Below are 20,168 nucleotides of genomic sequence, written 5' to 3'. Positions count from 1 at the left end.
CCGCACGCCCTCGGAAGGCACGCCAACCGGCCTGCCGTGCAAGGGGGTCCGCCCTACACTGCGCTCATGCGCTACGCGGACGGCCCCGCCGTGACCACCGAGACGTCGATATCAGCCCCGCTCCCCCGCGTCTGGGAGCTGGTGACGGACATCGGGCTCCCCGCCCGTCTGAGCCCCGAACTGCAGAGCGCCGTGTGGCTGGACGGCGCCACGGTGCCCGCGCCCGGCGCCCGCTTCGAAGGCCGCAACAACCACCCCCTGCTCGGCACCTGGCGCACCCACTCCCATGTGCGCGAACTGGTCGAGCACCGCTCCTTCGCCTGGGTCGTCACCGACCCGGACGGCCGCTTCGGCGACGACGCCCCCGACCCGGACCGCCCCCTGGCGACCTGGCGCTTCGACCTGTCCCCCGCGCCCGGCGGCGCCACGCTCCTGCGCCACACCGTCCGCCTGGGTCCGGCTCGCTCCGGTGTCAGCCTCGCCATCGACCGAGCCCCCGAGCGCGAGGAGGCCATCGTCGCCATCCGGCTGGAGGAGCTGCGCGCGAACATGACGGCCACCCTGGAAGGGGTCAGGTCTCTGGCGGAGGAGCGGCCGGCCGACTGAGGAATTCCTGTCGCGGTGTCATCCGGGCGGCCGGTGGCGGGAGTTTGTACGGGTGGAGAGGCGCCCCTCCGGTCCATCCACCCGCAGTCCCCAGGAGACCCGCAACATGACCCGGACCAAGAAGTACGCCGCGGCCGCCGCCGTGGCCGCCGTACTGGTGGGAATACCGACCGGGGCGTACGCCACCCACGCCACCGCCCCGTCCGCCCCCGCCCCCACCGCCGCGACAAGCACCACCCCCACCACCCCGAACAGCACCGCCGCGGAAGGCCCCGCCGCCGAGCGTCCCTCCACCCAGCGCCCCACCGTCGTCCGGCCGGGTGAGCGGGTCGACGCCGGCGGCGGCTGGACGCTGTGGCTGACGCGCGACGGCAAGCACTGGGCGGGCCCCGACGGCTACGAGAACTTCCGCAGTGTCACCGACGGCAACATCGACCTCGGCCGCCCCGGCGTCAGCCACCAGTCGGAGGGCGACGCGACGGGCGTGTTCCACTCCGGCGTGTACTACGGCACCAAGAAGGCCGCCCGCGTCGAACTGGTCGCCGCCGACGGCACCCGTACCCGCGCCGCGCTGGTGGAGCTGCCCGGCAAGCCCGGCTGGGGCGCCTGGTACGTGAGCACGCCGCCCGCGACGGACCCGGGCGGCATCGGCGTGGCGCTGTACGACCGTACGGGCAGGCTCCTCGCCGAACTCCCCGCCCGGCCCTTCTGACCCACCCGACCTGTGGCAGGGCCCGACACGGGGGGCGGGCCCTGCCACAGCACCGCCCCCGCCGCCGTACGAACGCGAGGTTCCGCACCGTGCCGCCCGAGTCCGACTCCGAGGCCACCGACTTCGCCGACTTCGCCACGGCGGCCTGGCCCCGCCTGGTCCGCACGGCCCGGCTCCTCACCGGCGACCACCACGAGGCGGAGGACCTGGTGCAGACGACGCTGGCCAAGGTGTACAGCCGCTGGGCGAAGGTTCCCCGCGACGAGATCGACCTCTATGTGCGCCGCGCCCTGGTCAACAACAACCTCAGCAGGCTCCGTCGCAGACGCGTCGTCCATCTGCTGACGCCGTTACTGCCGGACACCGCCCGCCACGCCCACGAGGGGCACGCCGACACGATCGACCAGCGCGCCACGCTCATGGCGGCGCTCGCCGACCTGTCCCCGCGCCAGCGCGCCGTGATGGTGCTGCGGTACTGGGAGGACCTGAGCGAGCAGGACATCGCGGAGGTCCTCGACTGCTCGCTCGGCACGGTCAAGACCCATGCCCGGCGCGGCCTGGAGGCCCTGCGCGCCCACCCCGTGCTCGCCGCCGGCCTCCCCGCGTCCCCCGCATCCCCCGGAGCCAAGCGATGACCCCCGAACCCCCGACGCGTACGGAACCCGAGGCGGCCGACACCGCCCGGGTGCTGCGCGCGGCGCTCTCCGAAGCGGCCTACGCCACCACCCCGCCGCCCATCCCCCTGGCGGCCATCGAACGCGCGGGCCGCGCCCGTCGCCGCCGCCGCGCGACGGCCCTGGCGACGGGGTGCGTCCTGGCGGTGACGACGGTGACGCTCACCCTGACGCAGCTGATGTCGCGCCCGGCCGCCCCCGACGCGGCGACGCCCCCGTCACCGGTCCACACCCCCACCACCGCGCCCCGCCCGAGCGCCTCCGCCGTGTCGAACCCCGTGGGCGCGCCGCGGATCGTGGAGCCGGGCGAGCGGGTGGACGCGGGCGGCGGCTGGACGGTCTGGCTGACGGCGGCGGGCAAGCACTGGAAGGGCCCGGACGGGTACGAGAACGTCCGCAGCGTCACCGACGGCAACATCGACCTGGCGGCCCCCGGCATCAGCCACCAGTCGGAAGGCGACGCGAAGCGCACCTTCCACTCGGGCCTCTACTACGGCACGAAGACCGCCGCCCGCCTCGACATCACCGACGACAAGGGCACCAGGACCACCGCGACCCTCCTGGAACTCCCCGGCAGGCCGGGCTGGGGCGTCTGGTACGCGACGACCCCGCCCGGCGGCGGCAGCGGGAGCGAGCGGCTGTCCCTCTACGACGGGGCGGGCGCCCTGATCACCAGCTACCCGCCCGGCTAGGGCCCGGCCCCCGGCGCGTCGTTCGGCCCCGGCCCGTCGGTCAGCCCCGGTTCAGGCGCTGGGCGACCTCGGTGGCCCAGTAGGTGAGGATCAGCTGCGCGCCGGCCCGGCGGATGCCCGTCAGGGACTCCATGATCGCCGCGTCCCGGTCGATCCAGCCCTTCTCCGCGGCGGCCTCGACCATCGCGTACTCGCCGCTGATCTGGTACGCCGCGACCGGCACGTCCACGGCGTCGGCGACCCGCGCGACGACGTCCAGGTAGGGGCCCGCGGGCTTCACCATCACCATGTCGGCGCCCTCGTCGAGGTCGAGCGCCAGTTCGCGCAGCGACTCGCGGACGTTGGCGGCGTCCTGCTGGTACGTCTTGCGGTCGCCGCGCAGCGACGAGCCGACGGCCTCGCGGAACGGCCCGTAGAAGGCGGAGGCGTACTTGACGGTGTACGCCAGGATCGCCACGTCCTCCTTGCCGATCGTGTCCAGGGCGTCCCGGACCACGCCGACCTGACCGTCCATCATGCCGCTGGGGCCCACGACGTGGACGCCCGCGTCGGCCTGGACCTGCGCCATCTCGGCGTACCGCTCCAGCGTGGCGTCGTTGTCCACCCGGCCGTCCGCGTCGAGCACGCCGCAGTGGCCGTGGTCGGTGTACTCGTCCAGGCACAGGTCGGACATGATGACCAGGTCGTCGCCGACCTCGGCGCGCACGTCCCGGATGGCGACCTGGAGGATGCCGTCCGGGTCGGTCCCGGCCGTACCGGCCGCGTCCTTCTTCGACTCCTCGGGCACGCCGAAGAGCATGATCCCCGAAACGCCGGCCTCGACCGCCTCCACCGCCGCCTTGCGCAGCGTGTCCCGCGAGTGCTGCACGACGCCCGGCATGGCCTGGATCGGCACCGGCTCGGACACCCCCTCGCGGACGAAGGCGGGGAGGATCAGGTCGGCGGGGTGCAGGCGGGTCTCCGCGACCATCCGCCGCATCGCGGGCGTGGTACGCAGCCGCCGCGGGCGCGCCCCGGGGAAGGAACCGTAGACAGTCATGCCTTCACGCTACGCCCGCCCCACCCGTGCCTTTGCCGACGCCCAGTCGGCGCGGGGCCGCCCGCCGCGCCCCGTCACACGGGCCGCCCGCCGGCGGGCGGCCTCCGCGGCCGGGGCTCAGCCGCCGATGTAGGGCCCCTGGACGACGTATGCGTCGCCCCGCGGCCCCAGCGGCTCGCCGTGCGTCGTGTACGGGCCGCCCCGCGTCGAGAAGACGTCCCCGTGCGTCACGTACGGGCCGCCCTGCGCCGCCTGCCGCCCGCCCGCGCCCCGGTACCGTGTGCGTCCGCGACCGACCATGCCGCCGACAGGGGGAACAGACCGTGCGCAGTGCCGCCGTGACGGCCGACGGGGACCGCATCCGCTGGGTGGAGCTGCCGGGCCGCGACCCGGTCCGCGTGTACGTCCACGGCCTGGGCGCCACAGCGCCCGCGTACTTCGCCGCGACCGCCGCCCACCCGCTCCTCGCCGGTCACCGCTCGCTCCTCGTCGACCTGCTCGGCCACGGCCACAGCGACCGCCCGGTCTCGTTCGCCTACACGCTGGAGGACCACGCCGACGCCCTGGCGACGGCCCTGCGCGCGGCGGGGGTCGCGGACGCCGAGCTGGTCGCGCACAGCATGGGCGGCTCGGTCGCGATCGTGCTGGCGGCCCGCCACCCGGACCTGGTGTCGCGCCTCGTGCTGGTGGACGCGAACCTGGACCCGCTGCGGCCGGAGCCCGGCGCGGTGGGGAGCAGCGGCATCGCGGCGTACTCGGAGGAGGAGTTCGTGACCGCCGGCTGGCGCGAGTTCCGCGACCGTGCGGGTGCGCACTGGTGGTCGACGATGCGCCTGGCGGGTCTGGAGGCGCTGCACCGCAGCGCGGTCCACCTGGTGCGGGGCACGACCCCGACGATGCGGGAGCTGCTGCTGGGGCTGGCGGTCCCCCGGACGTACCTGCTGCCCGAGGCGGACGCCCCGCTGCCCGGCGCGGCGGAGCTGACGGCGTCCGGGGTGGTGGTGGAGGCGGTCCCGGACTGCGGCCACAACATCATGCTGGACAACCCCGAGGCGTTCGCCCGCGCCGTGGCGGGGGCGCTGGCCGGCTGAGGCGGCTGTCGGTGCCGGCGGTTAGCCTGCGCGGATGACGCAGCCGCCCGGCGACGACCGCCGCCTCCCGCCCGCCCTCGCCGAACTGGCCCGCCTGGGCTTCGACTACGACGGGGGCGACGGCATCGACTTCGAGCCGTACGACGCCTTCGACTCCGCCGACGAGACCACCGACTGGTTCCGCCACTGGACGGGCAACCACGAGCTGGACGACGTCCCCTACCGCGTCTTCGGCCAGGACGGCTCGGGCGGTCTCGCGGCGGTCTGGCTCGCGCGCCCCGGCCGGCCCCTGGCCGAGCAGCCCGTGGTGTTCCTGGGCTCGGAGGGCGAGAGCGGCGTGGTCGCCGGGAACCTGTCCGACTTCCTGTGGGTGGTGGCCGACGGAGTGGGCCCGCTGGAGTCCGTCCTGTACGAGGCGCCCGAGCCCCGACCGGACGCGCCGCGCAGCGAGTACACCGCGCTCGCCGAACGCCACGCGACCACCCCCCGCCGCCCGGCCCGCGACATCATCGCCGAGGCTCGCGCGGAGTTCCCCACGTTCACCGAGGACCTCGACGAACTGTGCCGCTGAGGCCCGGCCGGGCGGGCCGTCAGTCCCGTACCGCGCGGTCGAACCGGGCTGCCCAGTCGCGGAGCCGGTCGACCAGTTCGGCCGGCTCCAGCACGCGGAACTCGGCGCCCAGGGAGCCCAGGGCGAGGGTCGGCCAGTCCAGCGAGTCACTGGTCATGCGGACCCGGCAGCGCCCGGCGTCCACCTCCTCGACCGTGCCCCACCGCCCGATCCGTTCCCGTACGGCCGCGGCCGGGGCGTCCACCAGGGCCGTCACCCGGTACGGGCGGGGCAGGCCGCCGATCCCGGCGCGTACGAACTCGGCGGCGTCGGCCGCGGGCAGAGCGCGCGGGCGGAACGGCGTGCCGGTGCCCTCCGGCGCGGTGAGCCGGTCGACCCGGAAGCTGCGCCAGTCCTGCCGCGTCAGGTCGTACGCGACCAGGTACCAGCGGCGCGCGAGGCGGACCAGCCGGTGGGGCTCGACCTCCCGGCCGGTGCGACGGCCGTCGGCGGCGGTGTAGCCGAAGCGCAGCCGTTCGCTGTCCCGGCAGGCCAGCGCCAGCGTGGTGAGCACGCCCGGGTCGACGCCCGCCGGGTCCGGGCTGCCCCAGCCGGCGGGCACGGTCATCGCGCGCAGCGCCTCGACCCGGTGGCGCAGCCGGGCGGGCATCACCTGCGTCACCTTGGCCAGCACCCGGATCGAGGCCTCGGCGATGCCCTCCACCGCGCCCTCCGCGGCGGTGTGCAGCCCGACGGCCAGGGCGACCGCCTCGTCGTCGTCGATCACCAGGGGCGGCAGCGCGGCGCCCGCGGCGAGCTGGTAGCCGCCGTCGACGCCGCGCTGGGCCTCCACGGGGTAGCCGAGCTCGCGCAGCCGGTCGACGTCCCGGCGCAGTGTGCGGACGGAGACGCCCAGCCGGTCGGCCAGTTCGGTGCCCGGCCAGTAGCGGTGGGTCTGCAGGAGGGACAGCAGTCGCAGCGTCCGGGTGCTGGTGTTCGCCATGCCCGCCATCCTCCCGGCAATTCAGGCCGGAAAGTGGCCGCTATGACCCCTACCGTCGTCGTAGACGGAGGAACACCTCAACCCACCGGAGGCGGAACCATGACCGAGACCCCCAGCACGGACGCGGCGGCCACCCTCTCCCGCGAGCACGCCGACCTGCTGCAGACGCTGGCCATGCACCGGAACTTCCTGCGCGTCACCACCCAGGGCCTCACCGACGAGCAGGCCCGGCTGCGGACCACCGTCAGCGCCCTGTGCCTGGGCGGCCTGATCAAGCACGTGTCCGCGATGGAGCGCCTCTGGGTGGACTTCATCCTGGAGGGCCCGTCGGCCATGCCGGATTTCAACGCCATGGCCGAGACCGACTCCGCCGAGCGGGAGGACGAGTTCCGGCTGCTGCCCGACGAGACGCTGGCCGGGGTGCTGGCCGAGTACGAGGCGGTGGCCCGCCGCACCGACGAGGTGGTCGCCACCCTGCCCGACCTGGATGTGGACCACCCGCTGCCGGACGCGCCGTGGTTCAAGCCCGGGGTCCGGTGGTCGGCCCGCCGGGTGCTGCTGCACGTGATCGCCGAGACCGCGCAGCACGCCGGGCACGCCGACATCATCCGCGAGTCCCTGGACGGTGCCAAGACCATGGGCTGACCGGTCCGCCCGGCCCCCCGGCAGCACCCGGTCGCAATACGGCGGCCGGGGCGGCGCCCCGCGTGAACCGGTCGGCGGCACCCGGGCCCGGCCCCGACACTCGTCGGCGGCCCCGGGCCCGGCCCCCGCACGTCGCGGGGGCAGGGTGAGGCGCCCGTCCGCGCGGCGCGGGCCCGAGGAAGGCGGGCGCCCCTTCGCACCGCCCGCCCGGCGCGGTCGCACGCCGGGACGAGAGGTGACACGGCCTCAGATGGTCGGGGTGTCGTCGACGATCGGCTTGTGGATCTCGACGACCGGCTTCCAGCCCGCGGAGAACTCGATGAATTCCGCACGGGTGGGGTAGGTGTCGATCGCGCGGCGGTCCCGCTTCGGGCTGTCGCTCGCCTTGCGCCCCCGGGGAATCTGCTCCTCGAAGATGTCGACCTTCACGTCGGGGACCTCCTTGAGGCCCTGGCGCCAGATCTGCACGACGTCGGCGCCGAACGCCTGCCGGGCCGCGGCGTAGAGGGCCGTGAGGGAGCCCCTGTCCCCACCCGGGACGAACAGCGCCAGGTCGAGCACGACGCCGGCCGACTGGAGGACCTCGACGGTCTCCGAGCCGTTCTCGTCGGCCACGTAGACCCCGGCTTCGTTCTCGTCGTCGGGAAGGCAGGAGACCTCTTCCTGGAATACGGTCCTCGCCGTGATCGAGCCGCCCTCGAATTCCTCACCGGGCTTGGTCAGAAAAGCAGGGACATAGCAGCCGGGGAGTTTGAGTTCTGCCGTGTCGGCGGAAACCAGGATCTTGTCCTTCACGCCGAGCTTCGTCACCTCTTCCAGCGAGAGGCGGCGAGCGGCGGTCTTCTCCGTGTTCACGATTTCCCTTTCAGGTCGCACTGTCCCTCCGAGCGAGGACGCTACCACGAAACAGCGAGGTCAACTGCCTCGCAAACCCTGGGGTATTGACCTCCGGCGACCTCCTCGGGAGGGCTTCGGAGCGCGTGCCACTCGGCCGGGCACACGCATTCGCCGGAGCATGCCCCGCATCGCGGCGCCGGGAGCCGAATGGCTGTTGCATTGCGGCGCGCCGGGCCGCACGGAGTGACTGAAAGAGGGCTTACGGTAGATATCCCCCATACCACCTTCGGGAAGGTGGCGGCGGGGTAAGGCGGTCCATTCGCCGTGCGTCTCGAAGAGCGCAGTGGAAACCAACCGGATGGCCCGGCCACGCACCACCGGGGACCTCCGCCGGCGCCATCCGGACGGAGCGCGGACCGGGAGCCGCGTACCACCGCCCTGCGGCGGGGCTCGCCCTTCTGCGTCCCGGATCCGTGGGCCGCAAGGCGCCTGGCCGGGTCCGCCGCCGCTCGCGTGCCTTCGACAGGAGCGGGGTCCCGGTCCGCCCCCACCGTCTCGCACGCCACCGGCCGGTGGCGCACGCGAAGCCCTCGTGGAACGTCAGCCCTGCGGCGGTACGGGGACGATCGCCTCGCTCGGCCGGCTGGTCGGGGTGAAGCGGGTGACTCCGGGCCCTGTCGGCACCAGGGCCTTGTGGATGGCCTGGGAGACGTTCTGGATGGTGGTCACGCCGTAGCCCATGGTGCTGTTGCCGTGCGTCAGCACGGTGATCGCGTAGTCGTGGCCGGCGCCCTGGAAGGTGCCCAGGCTGTGCACGCGCCAGCCGTGCGTGGAGCGCTGCAGCCAGCCGTTCTTGACCCCCACGGTGACGGAGGACGGGGCGCCGGCCGGGGTGCCCCAGCGCTGCGAGGGGACGACCTGGCCCATGAGCTTGCGTATGTAGGCGCGGGCGTTGTCGCTCAGCACGCTGTTGCCGGCGGTGATGAGCGCCAGCAGCCTCTGCTCGTCCCTGGCGTTCACCTGGGTCAGGCCCCAGTAGCCGCCGCTGCCCGGCACGGTCGCGGTCATGTTGGCGGCCGCCAGGAAGCCCTTGATCTTAGTCGTGCCGAGCTGCTTCCAGAGCGTGCTGGTCGCGGCGTTGTCGGACTTGGTGATCATGGCGGTGGCGAGCGACTGCTCGGTGCTCGTCAGGTACCTGTTGTGCTTCTTGGCGTCCCACAGCAGTGCGGCGAGCACGGTGACCTTGACGGTGCTGGCCGAGTCGTAGGAGGTGGTGGCCCGCAGGGTGCAGCTGGTCTTGGTGCTGCGGTCGTAGAGGCCGACGGCGACGGTGCCCTTGCGGCCCGCGAGGGCGGCCGTGATGTCCTTCTTCAGCTTGGCGGCGAGGCCGTCCTTGGCCGACGTGCAGCTCACGGTCGGAGTGGCGGCGACGGCGGTGGTCGGAGTGAGAGCGGGTACGAGCAGCGCGGCGCTGACGACGGCGGCGAGCGCGCCGCCCCGTCCTATGGTCCGGCGAGTCATGCGGTAGTCCCCCTTGAGGTCCCTGCGGGCGTCCCCCGAGCGCCGTCGAGCGCGCCCGGGCATCGCCTGGTGGGACTCACCGGGACGATCGGAGGTTGTACGGAGCGGGCGTCCCGGCGAGCGGCCGGGGCGGTCCGGGGAGGGTCCGCACGCCACCCCTCACGGACCGCTGCCGGGAGCGGGGTCCAGTTCGGCCCGCGCCGTCTTGCACGGCACCGGCCCGTGCCGGACGCCCCGGCGGTCCGCCGGTTCCCGGCAAGCAGCAGCCGTACCCGGACGTGGCTCCGCCACGAGCAACAGCGCGGGATCGTCGGGCACTTCCCACTCCCGCAGCCGACCGGCCGCGAGCAACCGGGCCAGTCGGGCACCACGCCGGGTGGCGGAGAGCGGTACGGAGAACCGGTGCGGGGGGGGGAGGCGCACAGCGGGCCGACGGCATCGCTTTCGCACCATCCGGGCGCACGCGCTCACGCCACGAGAGCCGGCCGACCGGACGGGTACGTCAAAGCTCCGCCGGGGCCCGCCGCGTCCGGGGCACGAGGAGCGCCGCGGCGGCGCTCGCGGCGACGATCGCCGCGATCCAGCCGACTGCGGCGCGGGTGGTGTCGCCGCTGCCGGCCGTGAGGGTGACGAGGACCGCGAGGCCGACCGCACCACCGAGTTGCTGCCCGGTCGTGGCGATACCTCCGACGGTGCCCTGCTCGTCGTCGGCGGACCCGGTGGCCGCGGTGGCGAACATGCTGGTGAACACGATGCCCTGGCCGATGCTGAGAAGGAGCAGGGTGGACAGGAGCGTGACCCAGCCCGTCCCCGCGCCGATGGTGAGCGAGAGGACCGCCAGTCCCGCTGCTCCGGTCAGGTTTCCGCCGACGAGCGCGACGCGCAGGCTCCGCGTGGCCAGACGCCCGCCCACATGGGTTCCGATCAGGACGCCCGCGCAGGGGACGACGAAGATGAGCCCTGTCGACAGGGCGGAAAGCCCGCGGGTGTCCTGCAGGTAGGTGGTGACGAAGTAGGCGAGCGCGCCGAACCCGGCCATGAAGAGGAACGTCGAAACCGTACCGACCACCAGGTGGCGGTTCTTGATGTCCTTCTTCCGGAACAGCGGCTCGGCCGCACGCGACTCCACCGTCACGAGAGCGGCCGCCACGAGTGCCGCCAGCCCCAGGCACCCCCACGTGGCCCGCGCGGACCATCCGTCTTCGGTGGCGAAGGTGAACCCCATGACGGTGAGTCCGGCAGCGGCGGTCGCGAGGAGGCCACCGGTGAGATCGAGGCGTCCGGAGGGCGCCTCGGGGCGGTCGGAAGGCACGCTGCCCCACGCGAGAGCGACGACCAGCGCCACGAGGGGGATGTTGACGAAGAAGACGGCCCGCCACCCCAGCGCCTGTGTCAGTACGCCGCCCAGGATCGAGCCGAGAACCATGCCGGCCGAGCCGGCGGCACCCCAGATCCCGAACGCCCGGTTCCTCGCGGGCCCCTCCGCGAAGCCGGCGCTGAGCAGCGCCAGGATCGCCGGAGCCAGCGCCGCCCCGCCCGCGCCCTGCACCGCTCGCCCGATAACCAGCATCGCGGGCGAGGTGGCCGCACCCCCGAGGACCGAGCCGAGCGCGAAGAGCGCCAATCCGGCCATGAACAGGCGCCGTTTCCCGTACCGGTCGACCAGGCGCCCGCAGAGCAGCAGGAGCCCCCCGAAGGCGACCGCGTAGGCGCTGATCACCCAGGGCAGGCCGCCCGGCCCGAAGCCGAGCCCGGCGATCTGCGGCAGTGCGACGAAGACGATGTTGTAGTCGATGCCGACCAGCATCTGGGCGAGCGCCACCGCGGCGAGCAGCGCCGCGGCATGACGAGCGGTCGGGCCCGTGGCGGGACGGGCGGGTGAGGTGCCCTGGTATGCAGACGTCACGATACTCCAAACTCGGAAGGTCCGAGTTCGGACTTTAGCAGTTCGGATGATCTCTTGGTAAAGTGCTCTTGTGAACGCACCAGCCGAGCCTCAGACCGACTCAGCCGCACTGTGCGGGCTCGTCGCCCGGTTCAATCAGCGCATCGACGCCCACGCGCGCAAGGTCGCCGACCGGCTCGGCATCACCAGCTCGCAGGTGATCGCGCTGCGGGAGCTGTCCGAGCCGCTCACGCTGACCGACCTCGCCGGACGGATGTGCTGCGAGGCGTCCAACGCCGGATACGTGGTCGACCGGATGGCGCAGCAGGGGCTGATCACCCGCCGGCCGCACCCGACCGACCGCCGCGCCAAACTCATCACGCTGACCGACGCGGGGGCGTCCTGCCGGCGCAACGTCCTCGCCGCGCTCAGCGAGGAAACGCCCACATCGGCGCTGACCGCGCGCGAGATCGCCGACCTCAGCGCCCTCCTGGCGAAAGCGATCACGACGCCCTGACCCTCGGGCCGCACGCGCACACGGGAAACACGCACCGCCGCGCTGTGACGCCGCGCGGAGGCGCCGGCACTCGGCCGGGCGCGACGCCCCCCGGAGAGGCACGACCCGCCGGACGCGCGCCGACCGGTCGGCATCGCGCTGCGTGAGCGGGCTCCACCTCACGGGGCCGGCAGGGGACGGCACCGCAGCCTCCCCGGAGGCCGCCCGCCCCGACCGCCCTCGAAGTCCCCGCACACGCCGACGGGGCGGAAGGGCACCGTTCCGTGCCCTTCCGCCCCGCAGACGGTGAACCTCAGGTCGTCGTACGTCGCCGACGCGCCCCCGGACGGCGCTCGCTCGGCCGGGTGACCGGGTCGCCCGCCTCCAGCGCCGCCGCGCGGCGCTTCGCGCCGAACTCCGCCAGCGCCTCCGCCAGCTTCGTCACCGACGGTTCCGGCGACAGCACGTCCACGCGCAGGCCGTGCTCCTCCGCCGTCTTGGCGGTGGCCGGGCCGATGCAGGCGATGACCGTCACGTTGTGCGGCTTGCCCGCGATGCCGACGAGGTTGCGCACGGTGGACGACGAGGTGAACAGCACCGCGTCGAAACCGCCGCCCTTGATCGCCTCGCGGGTCTCCGCCGGCGGCGGCGACGCGCGCACGGTCCGGTAGGCCGTGACGTCATCGACCTCCCATCCCAGCTCGATCAGCCCCGCGACCAGGGTCTCGGTGGCGATGTCCGCGCGCGGCAGGAACACCCGGTCGATCGGGTCGAAGACCGGGTCGTACGGCGGCCAGTCCTCCAGGAGGCCCGCCGCGGACTGCTCGCCGCTGGGCACCAGGTCCGGCTTCACACCGAAGTCGATCAGCGCCTTGGCGGTCTGCTCGCCGACCGCCGCGACCTTGATCCCGGCGAAGGCGCGGGCGTCGAGCCCGTACTCCTCGAACTTCTCGCGGACGGCCTTCACGGCGTTGACCGACGTGAACGCGATCCACTCGTACCGGCCGGTGACCAGGCCCTTGACCGCGCGCTCCATCTGCTGCGGGGTGCGCGGCGGCTCGACCGCGATGGTCGGGACCTCGCTGGGCACGGCGCCGTACGACCTGAGCTGGTCGGAGAGCGACGCCGCCTGCTCCTTGGTGCGCGGCACGAGGACCTTCCAGCCGAACAGCGGCTTGGACTCGAACCACGCGAGCTGGTCGCGCTGGGCGGCGGCGCTGCGCTCACCGACCACGGCTATGACCGACTGGTGGCCGTCCGGGGACGGCAGCACCTTCGCCTGCTTCAGCGTCTGCGCGATCGAGCCGAGCGTCGCCGTCCACGTCCGCTGCCGGGTTGTCGTACCGGCGATGGTGACCGTCATGGGGGTGTCGGGCTTGCGGCCCGCGGCGACCAGCTCGCCGGCGGCCGCGGCCACCGAGTCCAGCGTCGTGGACACGACGACCGTCCCGTCGGACGCGCCGACCTCGGTCCAGCACCGGTCGCTGGCGGTACGGGCGTCCACGAACCGCACGTCCGCGCCTTCGGAGTCCCGCAGCGGGACACCGGCGTACGCGGGCACGCCGACGGCGGCCGCGACACCGGGCACGACCTCGAAGGGGATGCCCGCGGCGGCGCAGGCGAGCATCTCGGCGCCCGCGTTGCCGTCGAGCCCCGGGTCGCCGCTCAGCGCACGCACCACCCGCTTGCCGCCCCGCGCGGCCTCCATGACAAGATTGGCGGCGTCCCTCAACACCGGGACACCGGCGGTCATTGACGCATCGTCAACAACCGTCAGCTCGGGCGTGCTCACGCCCGCCCTCGCGTGGCCGCGTACGACGTCGAGCACCTCGGGCTCGGCGATCAGTACGTCCGCGCCCGCCAGCGCCTCGACGGCGCGCAGAGTCAGCAGCCCCGGATCCCCGGGTCCGGCGCCGAGGAAGGTGACGTGCCCGCACGCGGAGAACGCCGAGGCAGCCTTGGATGCAGTGGTGGGGCTCAAAGTGCTCGCTCCCCCATAAGACCGGCCGCGCCCTTGGCGAGCATCTCGTCCGCGAGTTCGCGACCGAGGGCCACCGCGTCGTCGTGCGACGTGGGTACGGGACCGGTGGTGGACAACTGCACCAGCGTGGAGCCGTCGGTCGTGCCGACGACGCCGCGCAGGCGCAACTCATGAACATCCTGATCGCCGGCCACCAGGTCGGCGAGCGCGCCCACGGGGGCGGAGCAGCCTGCCTCGAGGGCGGCGAGCAGGGACCGCTCGGCGGTCACGGCGGCGCGGGTGTGCGCGTCGTCGAGCTGGGCGAGTGCCGCCACCAGGTCGGTGTCGGCGGACAGGCACTCGACCGCGAGGGCGCCCTGGCCCGGTGCGGGCAGTACGGCGTCGAACGGCAGGAACTCGGTGACCTCGCCGATCCGGCCGAGCCGGTTCAGCCCGGCGGCGGCCAGGACGACCGCGTCGAGCTCGCCGTCGCGGACGTACCCGATGCGGGTGTCGACGTTGCCCCGGATGGCGACCGTCTCGATGCGCAGCCCGTGGTCGCGGGCGTACGCGTTGAGCTGCGCCATGCGGCGAGGGGCGCCGGTGCCGATCCGTACGACGCCGTCCGGCGCGGACGCGGCCAGCTCGGCCAGCGGCAGCCCGTCGCGGGCGACGAGCACATCGCGCGGGTCCTCGCGGACCGGGATCGCGGCGAGCACGAGGTCGTCGTGCTGCGCGGTCGGCAGGTCCTTGAGGGAGTGCACGGCGAAGTCGACCTCGCGGGCGAACAGCGCGTCGCGCAGGGCGGTCACGAAGACGCCCGTGCCGCCGATCTGCGCGAGATGCTCGCGGGAGGTGTCCCCGTACGTGGTGATCTCGACGAGCTCCACAGGGCGGCCGGTCAGTCGCCGGACGGCGTCCGCGACGTGCCCGGACTGGGCCATGGCGAGCTTGCTGCGCCTGGTTCCCAGCCTCAGTGCCCTCTGGGTGCTCTGGGCCCACTCGGTCATACTCGCCCTCGGTTCTTCACGTCGGCGTCATTCAGGTCGGCCCGCGAGACGGCGGCGACCGCCTCCGGGTCGAGGTCGAAGAGGGTGCGCAGCGCGTCGGCGTACCCGGCGCCGCCGGGCTCGCTGGCCAGCTGCTTCACCCGCACGGTCGGCGCGTGCAGCAGCTTGTCCACGACGCGGCGGACCGTCTGGGTGATCTCGGCGCGCTGCTTCTCGTCGAGGCCGGGCAGCCGGCCTTCCAGGCGGGCCATCTCGCCGGCGACGACATCCGCGGCCATCGTGCGCAGGGCGACGACGGTCGGGGTGATGTGCGCGGCGCGCTGGGCGGCGCCGAACGCGGCGACCTCGTCGGCGACGATGCCGCGGACCTGGTCGACGTCGGCGGCCATCGGCGCGTCCGCGGACGCCTCGGCGAGGGACTCGATGTCCACGAGCCGGACATTCACCATGCGGTGCACGGCGGCGTCGATGTCGCGGGGCATGGCCAGGTCGAGCAGCGCCAGCGGGGCCTTGCGCCCGGCCAGCGCGGTCTCGACGGCCACCGCGGTCAGGACGAGGCCGGTCGCTCCGGTGCAGGAGACGACCACGTCGGCGCGGGCCAGCTCGTCGCCGACCTCGGCCATGCGCACGGCGCGGGCCGCGACCCCCGTGCCGCCGGGCTCGGTGAGGATCTGGACCAGGCGCTCGGCGCGCTCGGCGGTGCGGTTGGCGATGACGACCTCGTCGACACCGGCGCGGGCGAGGGTCGCCGCGGCGAGCGACGACATGGACCCGGCGCCGATGACGAGGGCGCGCTTGCCCTTCGCCCAGGCCGGCACGTCCGCGTGGCCGACGGCGAGCTGCTCCAGGCCGAAGGTGACCAGGGACTGCCCGGCCCGGTCGATGCCGGTCTCGCTGTGAGCGCGCTTGCCCACCCGCAGGGCCTGCTGGAACAGGTCGTTCAGCAGCCGCCCCGCGGTGTGCAGCTCCTGGGCGCGGGCGAGGGAGTCCTTGATCTGGCCGAGGATCTGGCCCTCGCCGACGACCATGGAGTCCAGGCCGCAGGCCACCGAGAAGAGGTGGTGGACGGCGCGGTCCTCGTAGTGCACGTACAGGTAGGGGGTGAGCTCCTCCAGGCCGACGCCGCTGTGCTGGGCGAGCAGCGTAGACAGCTCGGCGACACCGGCGTGGAACTTGTCGACGTCGGCGTAGAGCTCGATGCGGTTGCAGGTGGCCAGGGCCGCGGCCTCGACGGCCGGCTCGGCGGCGAGGACGTCCTGGAGCAGCTTCGCCTGCGTGTCGGCGTCGAGGGAGGCCCGCTCCAGCACGCTGACGGGTGCGCTGCGGTGGCTGAGGCCGACGACGAGGAGGCTCATGCCGGCATCACCGCGGGGACGTCCCCGTCGGGTCCCTTGCGGCCCGCGGCGGCGGGCTCGGCGGCGGCCGCCTCGGCGGCGGCGGTGGCGGCGGCCTCGGCGGCGGCGGCGCGGACGGCGGCCGGGGTCGCGAGAGCGGCCTCGCCGTCCTCGCCGGCCTTGCGCTGCTCGTGGAAGGCCAGGATCTGGAGCTCGATCGACAGGTCGACCTTGCGCACGTCGACGCCGTCCGGGACGGACAGGACGGTCGGCGCGAAGTTCAGGATGGACGTCACCCCGGCGGCGACGAGCCGGTCGCACACCTGCTGGGCGGCGCCGGCGGGCGTGGCGATGACGCCGATGGAGACGCCGTTGTCCTCGATGATCCGCTCGAGGTCGTCGATGTGCTGGACGGGGATGCCGGCGACGGGCTTGCCCACCATGGACGGATCGGCGTCGATCAGCGCCGCGACGCGGAAGCCGCGGGACGCGAAACCGCCGTAGTTCGCGAGGGCGGCGCCCAGGTTTCCGATACCGACCATGACGATCGGCCAGTCCTGGGTCAGGCCCAGCTCGCGGGAGATCTGGTAGACGAGGTACTCGACGTCGTAACCGACACCGCGCGTGCCGTAGGAGCCGAGGTAGCTGAAGTCCTTGCGCAGCTTGGCGGAGTTGACCCCCGCCGCGGCGGCGAGCTCCTCGGACGAGACCGTGGGAACGGAGCGCTCCGACAGGGCGGTGAGCGCCCGCAGATACAGCGGAAGCCGGGCGACGGTGGCCTCGGGGATGCCTCGGCTACGGGTCGCCGGTCGGTGAGTTCGGCCAGTTGCCACGGTGCTCCTGCGGGATGAGCGGGGCTGCGGGCGGCCTGTCCCGAGACCGCCCCGTCGACAGCAGGCTATGTCTTTGTGAACGCGTGCACAAAGATGATGTCCGGTTTGTCCGCGCAAAGTGACCGGGGTCACGCAACTCGTTCGCGCCATCGCGGAACCAACGGGAGCCTCAGCGCGTTCGATCTCCGGATAGGGCAAAGCCGTACACACTCCCTACGATCACGCCCCCGAAACCGAACAAAAAGCACCCGATGGTAACCGCCCCGCTCCCCCACCAAAACCACCCAAGCCCCAGACCGGGCACGTGACCCCCCTGCGCCCCGCCGCGAGGAGCTACCCGGGGCGAACGCCCCGCCCCCGTTGCGGGCCGCCCTCCCCGCTGCGGACAGTCGCTTCACGCCCAAGCCGACGCCATGCACCCGTGCGAGCGCGCCCACCCGTTGTGGGCAGTCGTTCCTCCCCCAAGGACTTCGCCCAGCCCCAAGGACTCCGTCCAGGCGCGGGCGCTGGAACGGACACCCGTCGGGCCCGCCGTGCCCACCCGTTCCGCCCCCGGCCGGACCAGCTGCCCACAGCGGAGCGCAAGCGGCCCGCAGGGGCCAGGCGTCAGCGCGGGCAGGTCCACAGGGTGCCCGGGCGCCGGAGCGCACGGGGTTCACGGGGCCGAGGCCCCGGGAGGGTCAGGGCTGTACGGCCCGGCGGAGGCGCGCCTCGTCCACCCGCCAGAACGTGTGCTGCTCCCCGTCCACCAGCACCACGGGAATCTGCTCCCAGTACGCCCGGTACAACTCCTCGTCCCGCGTGATGTCCTTCTCCTCCCACACGGCCCCCGTCTCGGCGCACACCCGCTCGATCACCACGCGCGCGTCATCGCACAGATGGCACCCGGGCTTGCCGATGAGCGTCACGGTCCGCGGCCCGTCGGCCCTCTTCTTCGCACGTCCGAACATGCAGCCATTGAACCCCGCCGCGACATGCCGTTTCACACCCCCGCCGCCCCGCGTTCACGCGTTGGCGTCCCACCGGTCGGGCGGAGGTGAACACACTGGCTATGCTCACGTCATGGCCGCACTCGGATGGCTCACCCCCCGCAGGCGCCCCGCCACGGCACGCAGCGTGCTCGCCGGCGAGGCCGCGGCGGAGGCGGCGCGCAAGACCTCCCGCCAGCTGGAGCTCCTGGACCGGGCGGAGAAGGAAGCGGAACCGGAATTCGAGTTTCCGGTACGTGGCGACGCCCGCGCGGCCGCCTTCTTCGACCTGGACAACACGGTCATGCAGGGCGCAGCGATCTTCCACTTCGGCCGCGGACTGTACAAGCGGAAGTTCTTCCAGCGCCGCGAGCTGGCCCGTTTCGCCTGGCAGCAGACCTGGTTCCGGCTGGCCGGCGTCGAGGACCCGGAGCACATGCAGGACGCCCGCGAGAGCGCCCTGTCCATCGTGAAGGGCCACCGCGTCTCCGAGCTGATGACCATCGGCGAGGAGATCTACGACGAGTACATGGCCGACCGGATCTGGCCCGGCACCCGCGCCCTCGCCCAGGCGCACCTGGACGCCGGGCAGAAGGTGTGGCTGGTCACGGCGGCGCCCGTGGAGACGGCGACGATCATCGCCCGCCGGCTCGGCCTGACCGGCGCGCTCGGCACGGTCGCCGAGTCGGTCGACGGCGTGTACACGGGCCGCCTGGTCGGCGAGCCGCTGCACGGCCCGGCCAAGGCGGAGGCCGTACGGGCGCTGGCCGCCGCCGAGGGCCTGGACCTGGACCGCTGCGCGGCGTACAGCGACTCGCACAACGACATCCCGATGCTGTCGCTGGTCGGCCACCCGTACGCGATCAACCCCGACGCGAAGCTCCGCCGGTACGCCAAGGAGCGGGAGTGGCGGCTGCGCGACTACCGGACCGGCCGCAAGGCCGCGAAGGTCGGCATCCCCGCCGCCGCGGGCGTCGGCGCCCTGGCCGGCGGTACGGCCGCCGCGGTGGCCCTGCACCGCCGCCGCCGCTGACCCCCGCCACACGGCAACCGCTGACCCCCGCCACACGAAAACCGCCTTTCACCCGCCCGCGAGGGCCGTACGGGTGATCCGCCGGCATGCCCGGGGGCGCACGGAAGCGCGTCCAGGCCATTCACCAGTCCTACCCGCCGGGTGCGGGCACCAGTCGCGCCCGGCGCACTCGGCCACAACAGAGCGTGCGGGCAGACAGAAGGCGAACTAATCCGATCAAAAAACGGTCACCAATTGCGACTTGAACCGCCGCTCAGTCGAAAGAGAAGCGACTGAATCGATGATTTGAGCAACTCGGTGTAGCGCTCCCTGCACGAAGCGTTATTCTCCTCAGACGCATACGGAACCCCCCACACGTCGCCACGACGAGTGAACGGTCCCGCACTGCACGTGATGGAAGCTCTGCCTCTGGGAGTCCCGTGTACCCACACGTCGGGGTTGACGCCTCGGGCCTGGCTACGCTGCGCGCAACGGTCCTCGACCACTTGCGCGGCTTCGTCCCCACCGCGTACGCCGTCCCCGCTTTCGCCGTACCGGCACCCGCCGGACCCAGCTACGCCCTGGCCGACGGTGGTGCCGCGGCCGTCGGAAGAAGGACCGGACGGGGCGGCACGGGCACCTCGACCACCGCCCGCCGCCCCACCGCCGACAGCGACGGCGGCCGCATGATGGAGCTGGTCGAGCGCGCCCAGGCCGGCGAGGCCGAGGCCTTCGGCCGTCTCTACGACCAGTACAGCGACACCGTCTACCGCTACATCTACTACCGCGTCGGCGGCAAGGCGACCGCCGAGGACCTGACCAGCGAGACCTTCCTGCGCGCCCTGCGCCGGATCTCCACCTTCACCTGGCAGGGCCGCGACTTCGGCGCCTGGCTGGTCACGATCGCGCGGAACCTGGTCGCCGACCACTTCAAGTCGAGCAGGTTCCGGCTCGAAGTGACCACAGGTGAAATGCTCGACGCCAACGAGGTCGAGCGCAGCCCCGAGGACTCCGTCCTGGAGTCCCTCTCCAACGCCGCCCTGCTCGAAGCCGTCCGCAAGCTCAACCCCCAGCAGCAGGAGTGCGTCACGCTCCGCTTCCTCCAGGGGCTCTCCGTCGCCGAGACCGCACGCGTGATGGGCAAGAACGAGGGCGCGATCAAGACCCTCCAGTACCGCGCCGTCCGCACCCTCGCCCGGCTCCTCCCCGAAGACGCCCGCTGACAGCTCCACCCCGCCCCACCGGGTCCTCGCCGGACCCGCCAGGCCCCGCCCGGGACCGGCCCGCAGTCCCGCCCCGA

The 20,168-nt window shown here is 73.4% G+C and carries 21 protein-coding genes; 10 read left to right on the top strand and 11 right to left on the bottom strand.

Translation table 11 applies throughout. The features are described from left to right. The first annotated feature begins 66 nt into the window (after positions 1 to 66). From ACSUPT_RS17195 to ACSUPT_RS17180, 4 genes are all read left to right on the top strand, one after another. Positions 67 to 606 carry an SRPBCC family protein gene (locus ACSUPT_RS17195; protein WP_436944843.1) on the top strand — a complete coding sequence of 180 codons (540 nt, stop codon included), beginning with the start codon at positions 67 to 69 and terminating at the stop codon, positions 604 to 606. A 106-nt stretch (positions 607 to 712) separates the two neighbouring features. Next, positions 713 to 1,318, top strand: coding sequence for a hypothetical protein (locus tag ACSUPT_RS17190; protein ID WP_436944841.1), 606 nt, complete (start codon positions 713 to 715; stop codon positions 1,316 to 1,318). An 89-nt stretch (positions 1,319 to 1,407) separates the two neighbouring features. After that, positions 1,408 to 1,953 (top strand): SigE family RNA polymerase sigma factor, encoded by a 546-nt coding sequence (locus tag ACSUPT_RS17185; RefSeq protein ID WP_399217083.1) that lies wholly within the window; start codon positions 1,408 to 1,410, stop codon positions 1,951 to 1,953. Further along, complete coding sequence (locus ACSUPT_RS17180) at positions 1,950 to 2,684, top strand: hypothetical protein (protein ID WP_351966676.1); 735 nt, start codon at positions 1,950 to 1,952, stop codon at positions 2,682 to 2,684. Before ACSUPT_RS17185 ends, ACSUPT_RS17180 begins: the two co-directional genes overlap by 4 nt. Positions 2,685 to 2,724: 40 nt before the next feature. Here ACSUPT_RS17180 and hemB read toward each other — a convergent pair whose 3' ends face one another. Both hemB and ACSUPT_RS17170 read right to left on the bottom strand, forming a co-directional pair. Continuing rightward, complete coding sequence (gene hemB, locus ACSUPT_RS17175; RefSeq protein WP_351966675.1) at positions 2,725 to 3,723, bottom strand: porphobilinogen synthase; 999 nt, start codon at positions 3,721 to 3,723, stop codon at positions 2,725 to 2,727. 117 nt (positions 3,724 to 3,840) lie between these two features. Next, on the bottom strand, positions 3,841 to 4,023 hold the full coding sequence (locus tag ACSUPT_RS17170) for a hypothetical protein (RefSeq protein ID WP_436944839.1): 183 nt from the start codon (positions 4,021 to 4,023) through the stop codon (positions 3,841 to 3,843). Between the two features lie 23 nt (positions 4,024 to 4,046). Here ACSUPT_RS17170 and ACSUPT_RS17165 point away from each other — a divergent pair, with 23 nt between their 5' ends. Together ACSUPT_RS17165 and ACSUPT_RS17160 are read left to right on the top strand one after the other, a co-directional pair. Further along, positions 4,047 to 4,814 carry an alpha/beta fold hydrolase gene (locus ACSUPT_RS17165; RefSeq protein WP_351966673.1) on the top strand — a complete coding sequence of 256 codons (768 nt, stop codon included), beginning with the start codon at positions 4,047 to 4,049 and terminating at the stop codon, positions 4,812 to 4,814. Between the two features lie 34 nt (positions 4,815 to 4,848). Then, on the top strand, positions 4,849 to 5,385 hold the full coding sequence (locus ACSUPT_RS17160) for an SMI1/KNR4 family protein (RefSeq protein ID WP_351966672.1): 537 nt from the start codon (positions 4,849 to 4,851) through the stop codon (positions 5,383 to 5,385). A 19-nt stretch (positions 5,386 to 5,404) separates the two neighbouring features. On the opposite strand, the gene ACSUPT_RS17155 is transcribed toward ACSUPT_RS17160, so the two are convergent. Then, positions 5,405 to 6,367: a helix-turn-helix transcriptional regulator gene (locus ACSUPT_RS17155; RefSeq protein WP_403498752.1), complete on the bottom strand. Its 963-nt coding sequence runs from the start codon at positions 6,365 to 6,367 to the stop codon at positions 5,405 to 5,407. A gap of 99 nt (positions 6,368 to 6,466) precedes the next feature. Here ACSUPT_RS17155 and ACSUPT_RS17150 point away from each other — a divergent pair, with 99 nt between their 5' ends. Beyond that, the gene (locus tag ACSUPT_RS17150; RefSeq protein WP_361661143.1) at positions 6,467 to 7,012 is read left to right on the top strand and encodes a DinB family protein; all 546 of its coding nucleotides are present in this window, start codon (positions 6,467 to 6,469) and stop codon (positions 7,010 to 7,012) included. A 246-nt stretch (positions 7,013 to 7,258) separates the two neighbouring features. On the opposite strand, the gene ACSUPT_RS17145 is transcribed toward ACSUPT_RS17150, so the two are convergent. From ACSUPT_RS17145 to ACSUPT_RS17135, 3 genes are all read right to left on the bottom strand, one after another. Further along, positions 7,259 to 7,867 (bottom strand): hypothetical protein, encoded by a 609-nt coding sequence (locus ACSUPT_RS17145; RefSeq protein ID WP_351966669.1) that lies wholly within the window; start codon positions 7,865 to 7,867, stop codon positions 7,259 to 7,261. Positions 7,868 to 8,449: 582 nt separating this feature from the next. Beyond that, the gene (locus ACSUPT_RS17140; RefSeq protein WP_351966668.1) at positions 8,450 to 9,370 is read right to left on the bottom strand and encodes a serine hydrolase; all 921 of its coding nucleotides are present in this window, start codon (positions 9,368 to 9,370) and stop codon (positions 8,450 to 8,452) included. A 502-nt stretch (positions 9,371 to 9,872) separates the two neighbouring features. Further along, entirely contained in the window at positions 9,873 to 11,276 is a 1,404-nt protein-coding gene (locus ACSUPT_RS17135) for an MFS transporter (RefSeq protein ID WP_436944837.1), read from the bottom strand. A gap of 70 nt (positions 11,277 to 11,346) precedes the next feature. Here ACSUPT_RS17135 and ACSUPT_RS17130 point away from each other — a divergent pair, with 70 nt between their 5' ends. Beyond that, positions 11,347 to 11,772, top strand: a complete 426-nt coding sequence (locus ACSUPT_RS17130) for a MarR family winged helix-turn-helix transcriptional regulator (RefSeq protein ID WP_351966666.1) — start codon at positions 11,347 to 11,349, stop codon at positions 11,770 to 11,772. A 292-nt stretch (positions 11,773 to 12,064) separates the two neighbouring features. Here the strand turns inward: ACSUPT_RS17130 and ACSUPT_RS17125 are convergent, their stop codons facing one another. The 5 genes from ACSUPT_RS17125 to ACSUPT_RS17105 all read right to left on the bottom strand — a co-directional run bounded on the left by ACSUPT_RS17125 (position 12,065) and on the right by ACSUPT_RS17105 (position 17,838). Further along, the gene (locus tag ACSUPT_RS17125; RefSeq protein ID WP_351966665.1) at positions 12,065 to 13,732 is read right to left on the bottom strand and encodes a uroporphyrinogen-III synthase; all 1,668 of its coding nucleotides are present in this window, start codon (positions 13,730 to 13,732) and stop codon (positions 12,065 to 12,067) included. Further along, positions 13,729 to 14,721, bottom strand: a complete 993-nt coding sequence (gene hemC / locus ACSUPT_RS17120; RefSeq protein ID WP_361661153.1) for a hydroxymethylbilane synthase — start codon at positions 14,719 to 14,721, stop codon at positions 13,729 to 13,731. The genes ACSUPT_RS17125 and hemC overlap by 4 nt, the downstream gene beginning before the upstream one ends. After that, complete coding sequence (locus ACSUPT_RS17115; RefSeq protein WP_436944836.1) at positions 14,718 to 16,076, bottom strand: glutamyl-tRNA reductase; 1,359 nt, start codon at positions 16,074 to 16,076, stop codon at positions 14,718 to 14,720. Before ACSUPT_RS17115 ends, hemC begins: the two co-directional genes overlap by 4 nt. Then, on the bottom strand, positions 16,073 to 16,888 hold the full coding sequence (locus ACSUPT_RS17110) for a redox-sensing transcriptional repressor Rex (protein WP_361661159.1): 816 nt from the start codon (positions 16,886 to 16,888) through the stop codon (positions 16,073 to 16,075). The genes ACSUPT_RS17115 and ACSUPT_RS17110 overlap by 4 nt, the downstream gene beginning before the upstream one ends. Positions 16,889 to 17,568: 680 nt before the next feature. Further along, a complete protein-coding gene (locus ACSUPT_RS17105) occupies positions 17,569 to 17,838 on the bottom strand; it encodes a glutaredoxin family protein (protein WP_361661162.1) in 270 nt (89 codons plus the stop codon). Positions 17,839 to 17,950: 112 nt separating this feature from the next. Here ACSUPT_RS17105 and ACSUPT_RS17100 point away from each other — a divergent pair, with 112 nt between their 5' ends. Both ACSUPT_RS17100 and ACSUPT_RS17095 read left to right on the top strand, forming a co-directional pair. Continuing rightward, complete coding sequence (locus ACSUPT_RS17100; protein ID WP_351966660.1) at positions 17,951 to 18,889, top strand: HAD family hydrolase; 939 nt, start codon at positions 17,951 to 17,953, stop codon at positions 18,887 to 18,889. Between the two features lie 419 nt (positions 18,890 to 19,308). Beyond that, complete coding sequence (locus ACSUPT_RS17095) at positions 19,309 to 20,091, top strand: ECF subfamily RNA polymerase sigma factor, BldN family (protein WP_351966659.1); 783 nt, start codon at positions 19,309 to 19,311, stop codon at positions 20,089 to 20,091. Positions 20,092 to 20,168 lie beyond the last annotated feature (77 nt).

Source organism: Streptomyces sp. SudanB25_2051 (assembly GCF_964272635.1).
GTDB lineage: Bacteria > Actinomycetota > Actinomycetes > Streptomycetales > Streptomycetaceae > Streptomyces.
Note: the sequence above shows the minus strand (reverse complement) of the source record. Positions and strands in the feature narration are given on the sequence as shown.

Bases quoted from the DNA above. Each gene is read 5' to 3' on its own strand.
- hemB (WP_351966675.1), bottom strand. From the start codon at position 3,723: ATGACTGTCTACGGTTCCTTCCCCGGGGCGCGCCCGCGGCGGCTGCGT.
- hemC (WP_361661153.1), bottom strand. From the start codon at position 14,721: ATGACCGAGTGGGCCCAGAGCACCCAGAGGGCACTGAGGCTGGGAACC.
- ACSUPT_RS17100 (WP_351966660.1), top strand. From the start codon at position 17,951: ATGGCCGCACTCGGATGGCTCACCCCCCGCAGGCGCCCCGCCACGGCA.
- ACSUPT_RS17190 (WP_436944841.1), top strand. From the start codon at position 713: ATGACCCGGACCAAGAAGTACGCCGCGGCCGCCGCCGTGGCCGCCGTA.
- ACSUPT_RS17105 (WP_361661162.1), bottom strand. From the start codon at position 17,838: ATGTTCGGACGTGCGAAGAAGAGGGCCGACGGGCCGCGGACCGTGACG.
- ACSUPT_RS17195 (WP_436944843.1), top strand. From the start codon at position 67: ATGCGCTACGCGGACGGCCCCGCCGTGACCACCGAGACGTCGATATCA.
- ACSUPT_RS17180 (WP_351966676.1), top strand. From the start codon at position 1,950: ATGACCCCCGAACCCCCGACGCGTACGGAACCCGAGGCGGCCGACACC.
- ACSUPT_RS17115 (WP_436944836.1), bottom strand. From the start codon at position 16,076: ATGAGCCTCCTCGTCGTCGGCCTCAGCCACCGCAGCGCACCCGTCAGC.
- ACSUPT_RS17160 (WP_351966672.1), top strand. From the start codon at position 4,849: ATGACGCAGCCGCCCGGCGACGACCGCCGCCTCCCGCCCGCCCTCGCC.
- ACSUPT_RS17150 (WP_361661143.1), top strand. From the start codon at position 6,467: ATGACCGAGACCCCCAGCACGGACGCGGCGGCCACCCTCTCCCGCGAG.
- ACSUPT_RS17140 (WP_351966668.1), bottom strand. From the start codon at position 9,370: ATGACTCGCCGGACCATAGGACGGGGCGGCGCGCTCGCCGCCGTCGTC.
- ACSUPT_RS17155 (WP_403498752.1), bottom strand. From the start codon at position 6,367: ATGGCGAACACCAGCACCCGGACGCTGCGACTGCTGTCCCTCCTGCAG.
- ACSUPT_RS17170 (WP_436944839.1), bottom strand. From the start codon at position 4,023: ATGGTCGGTCGCGGACGCACACGGTACCGGGGCGCGGGCGGGCGGCAG.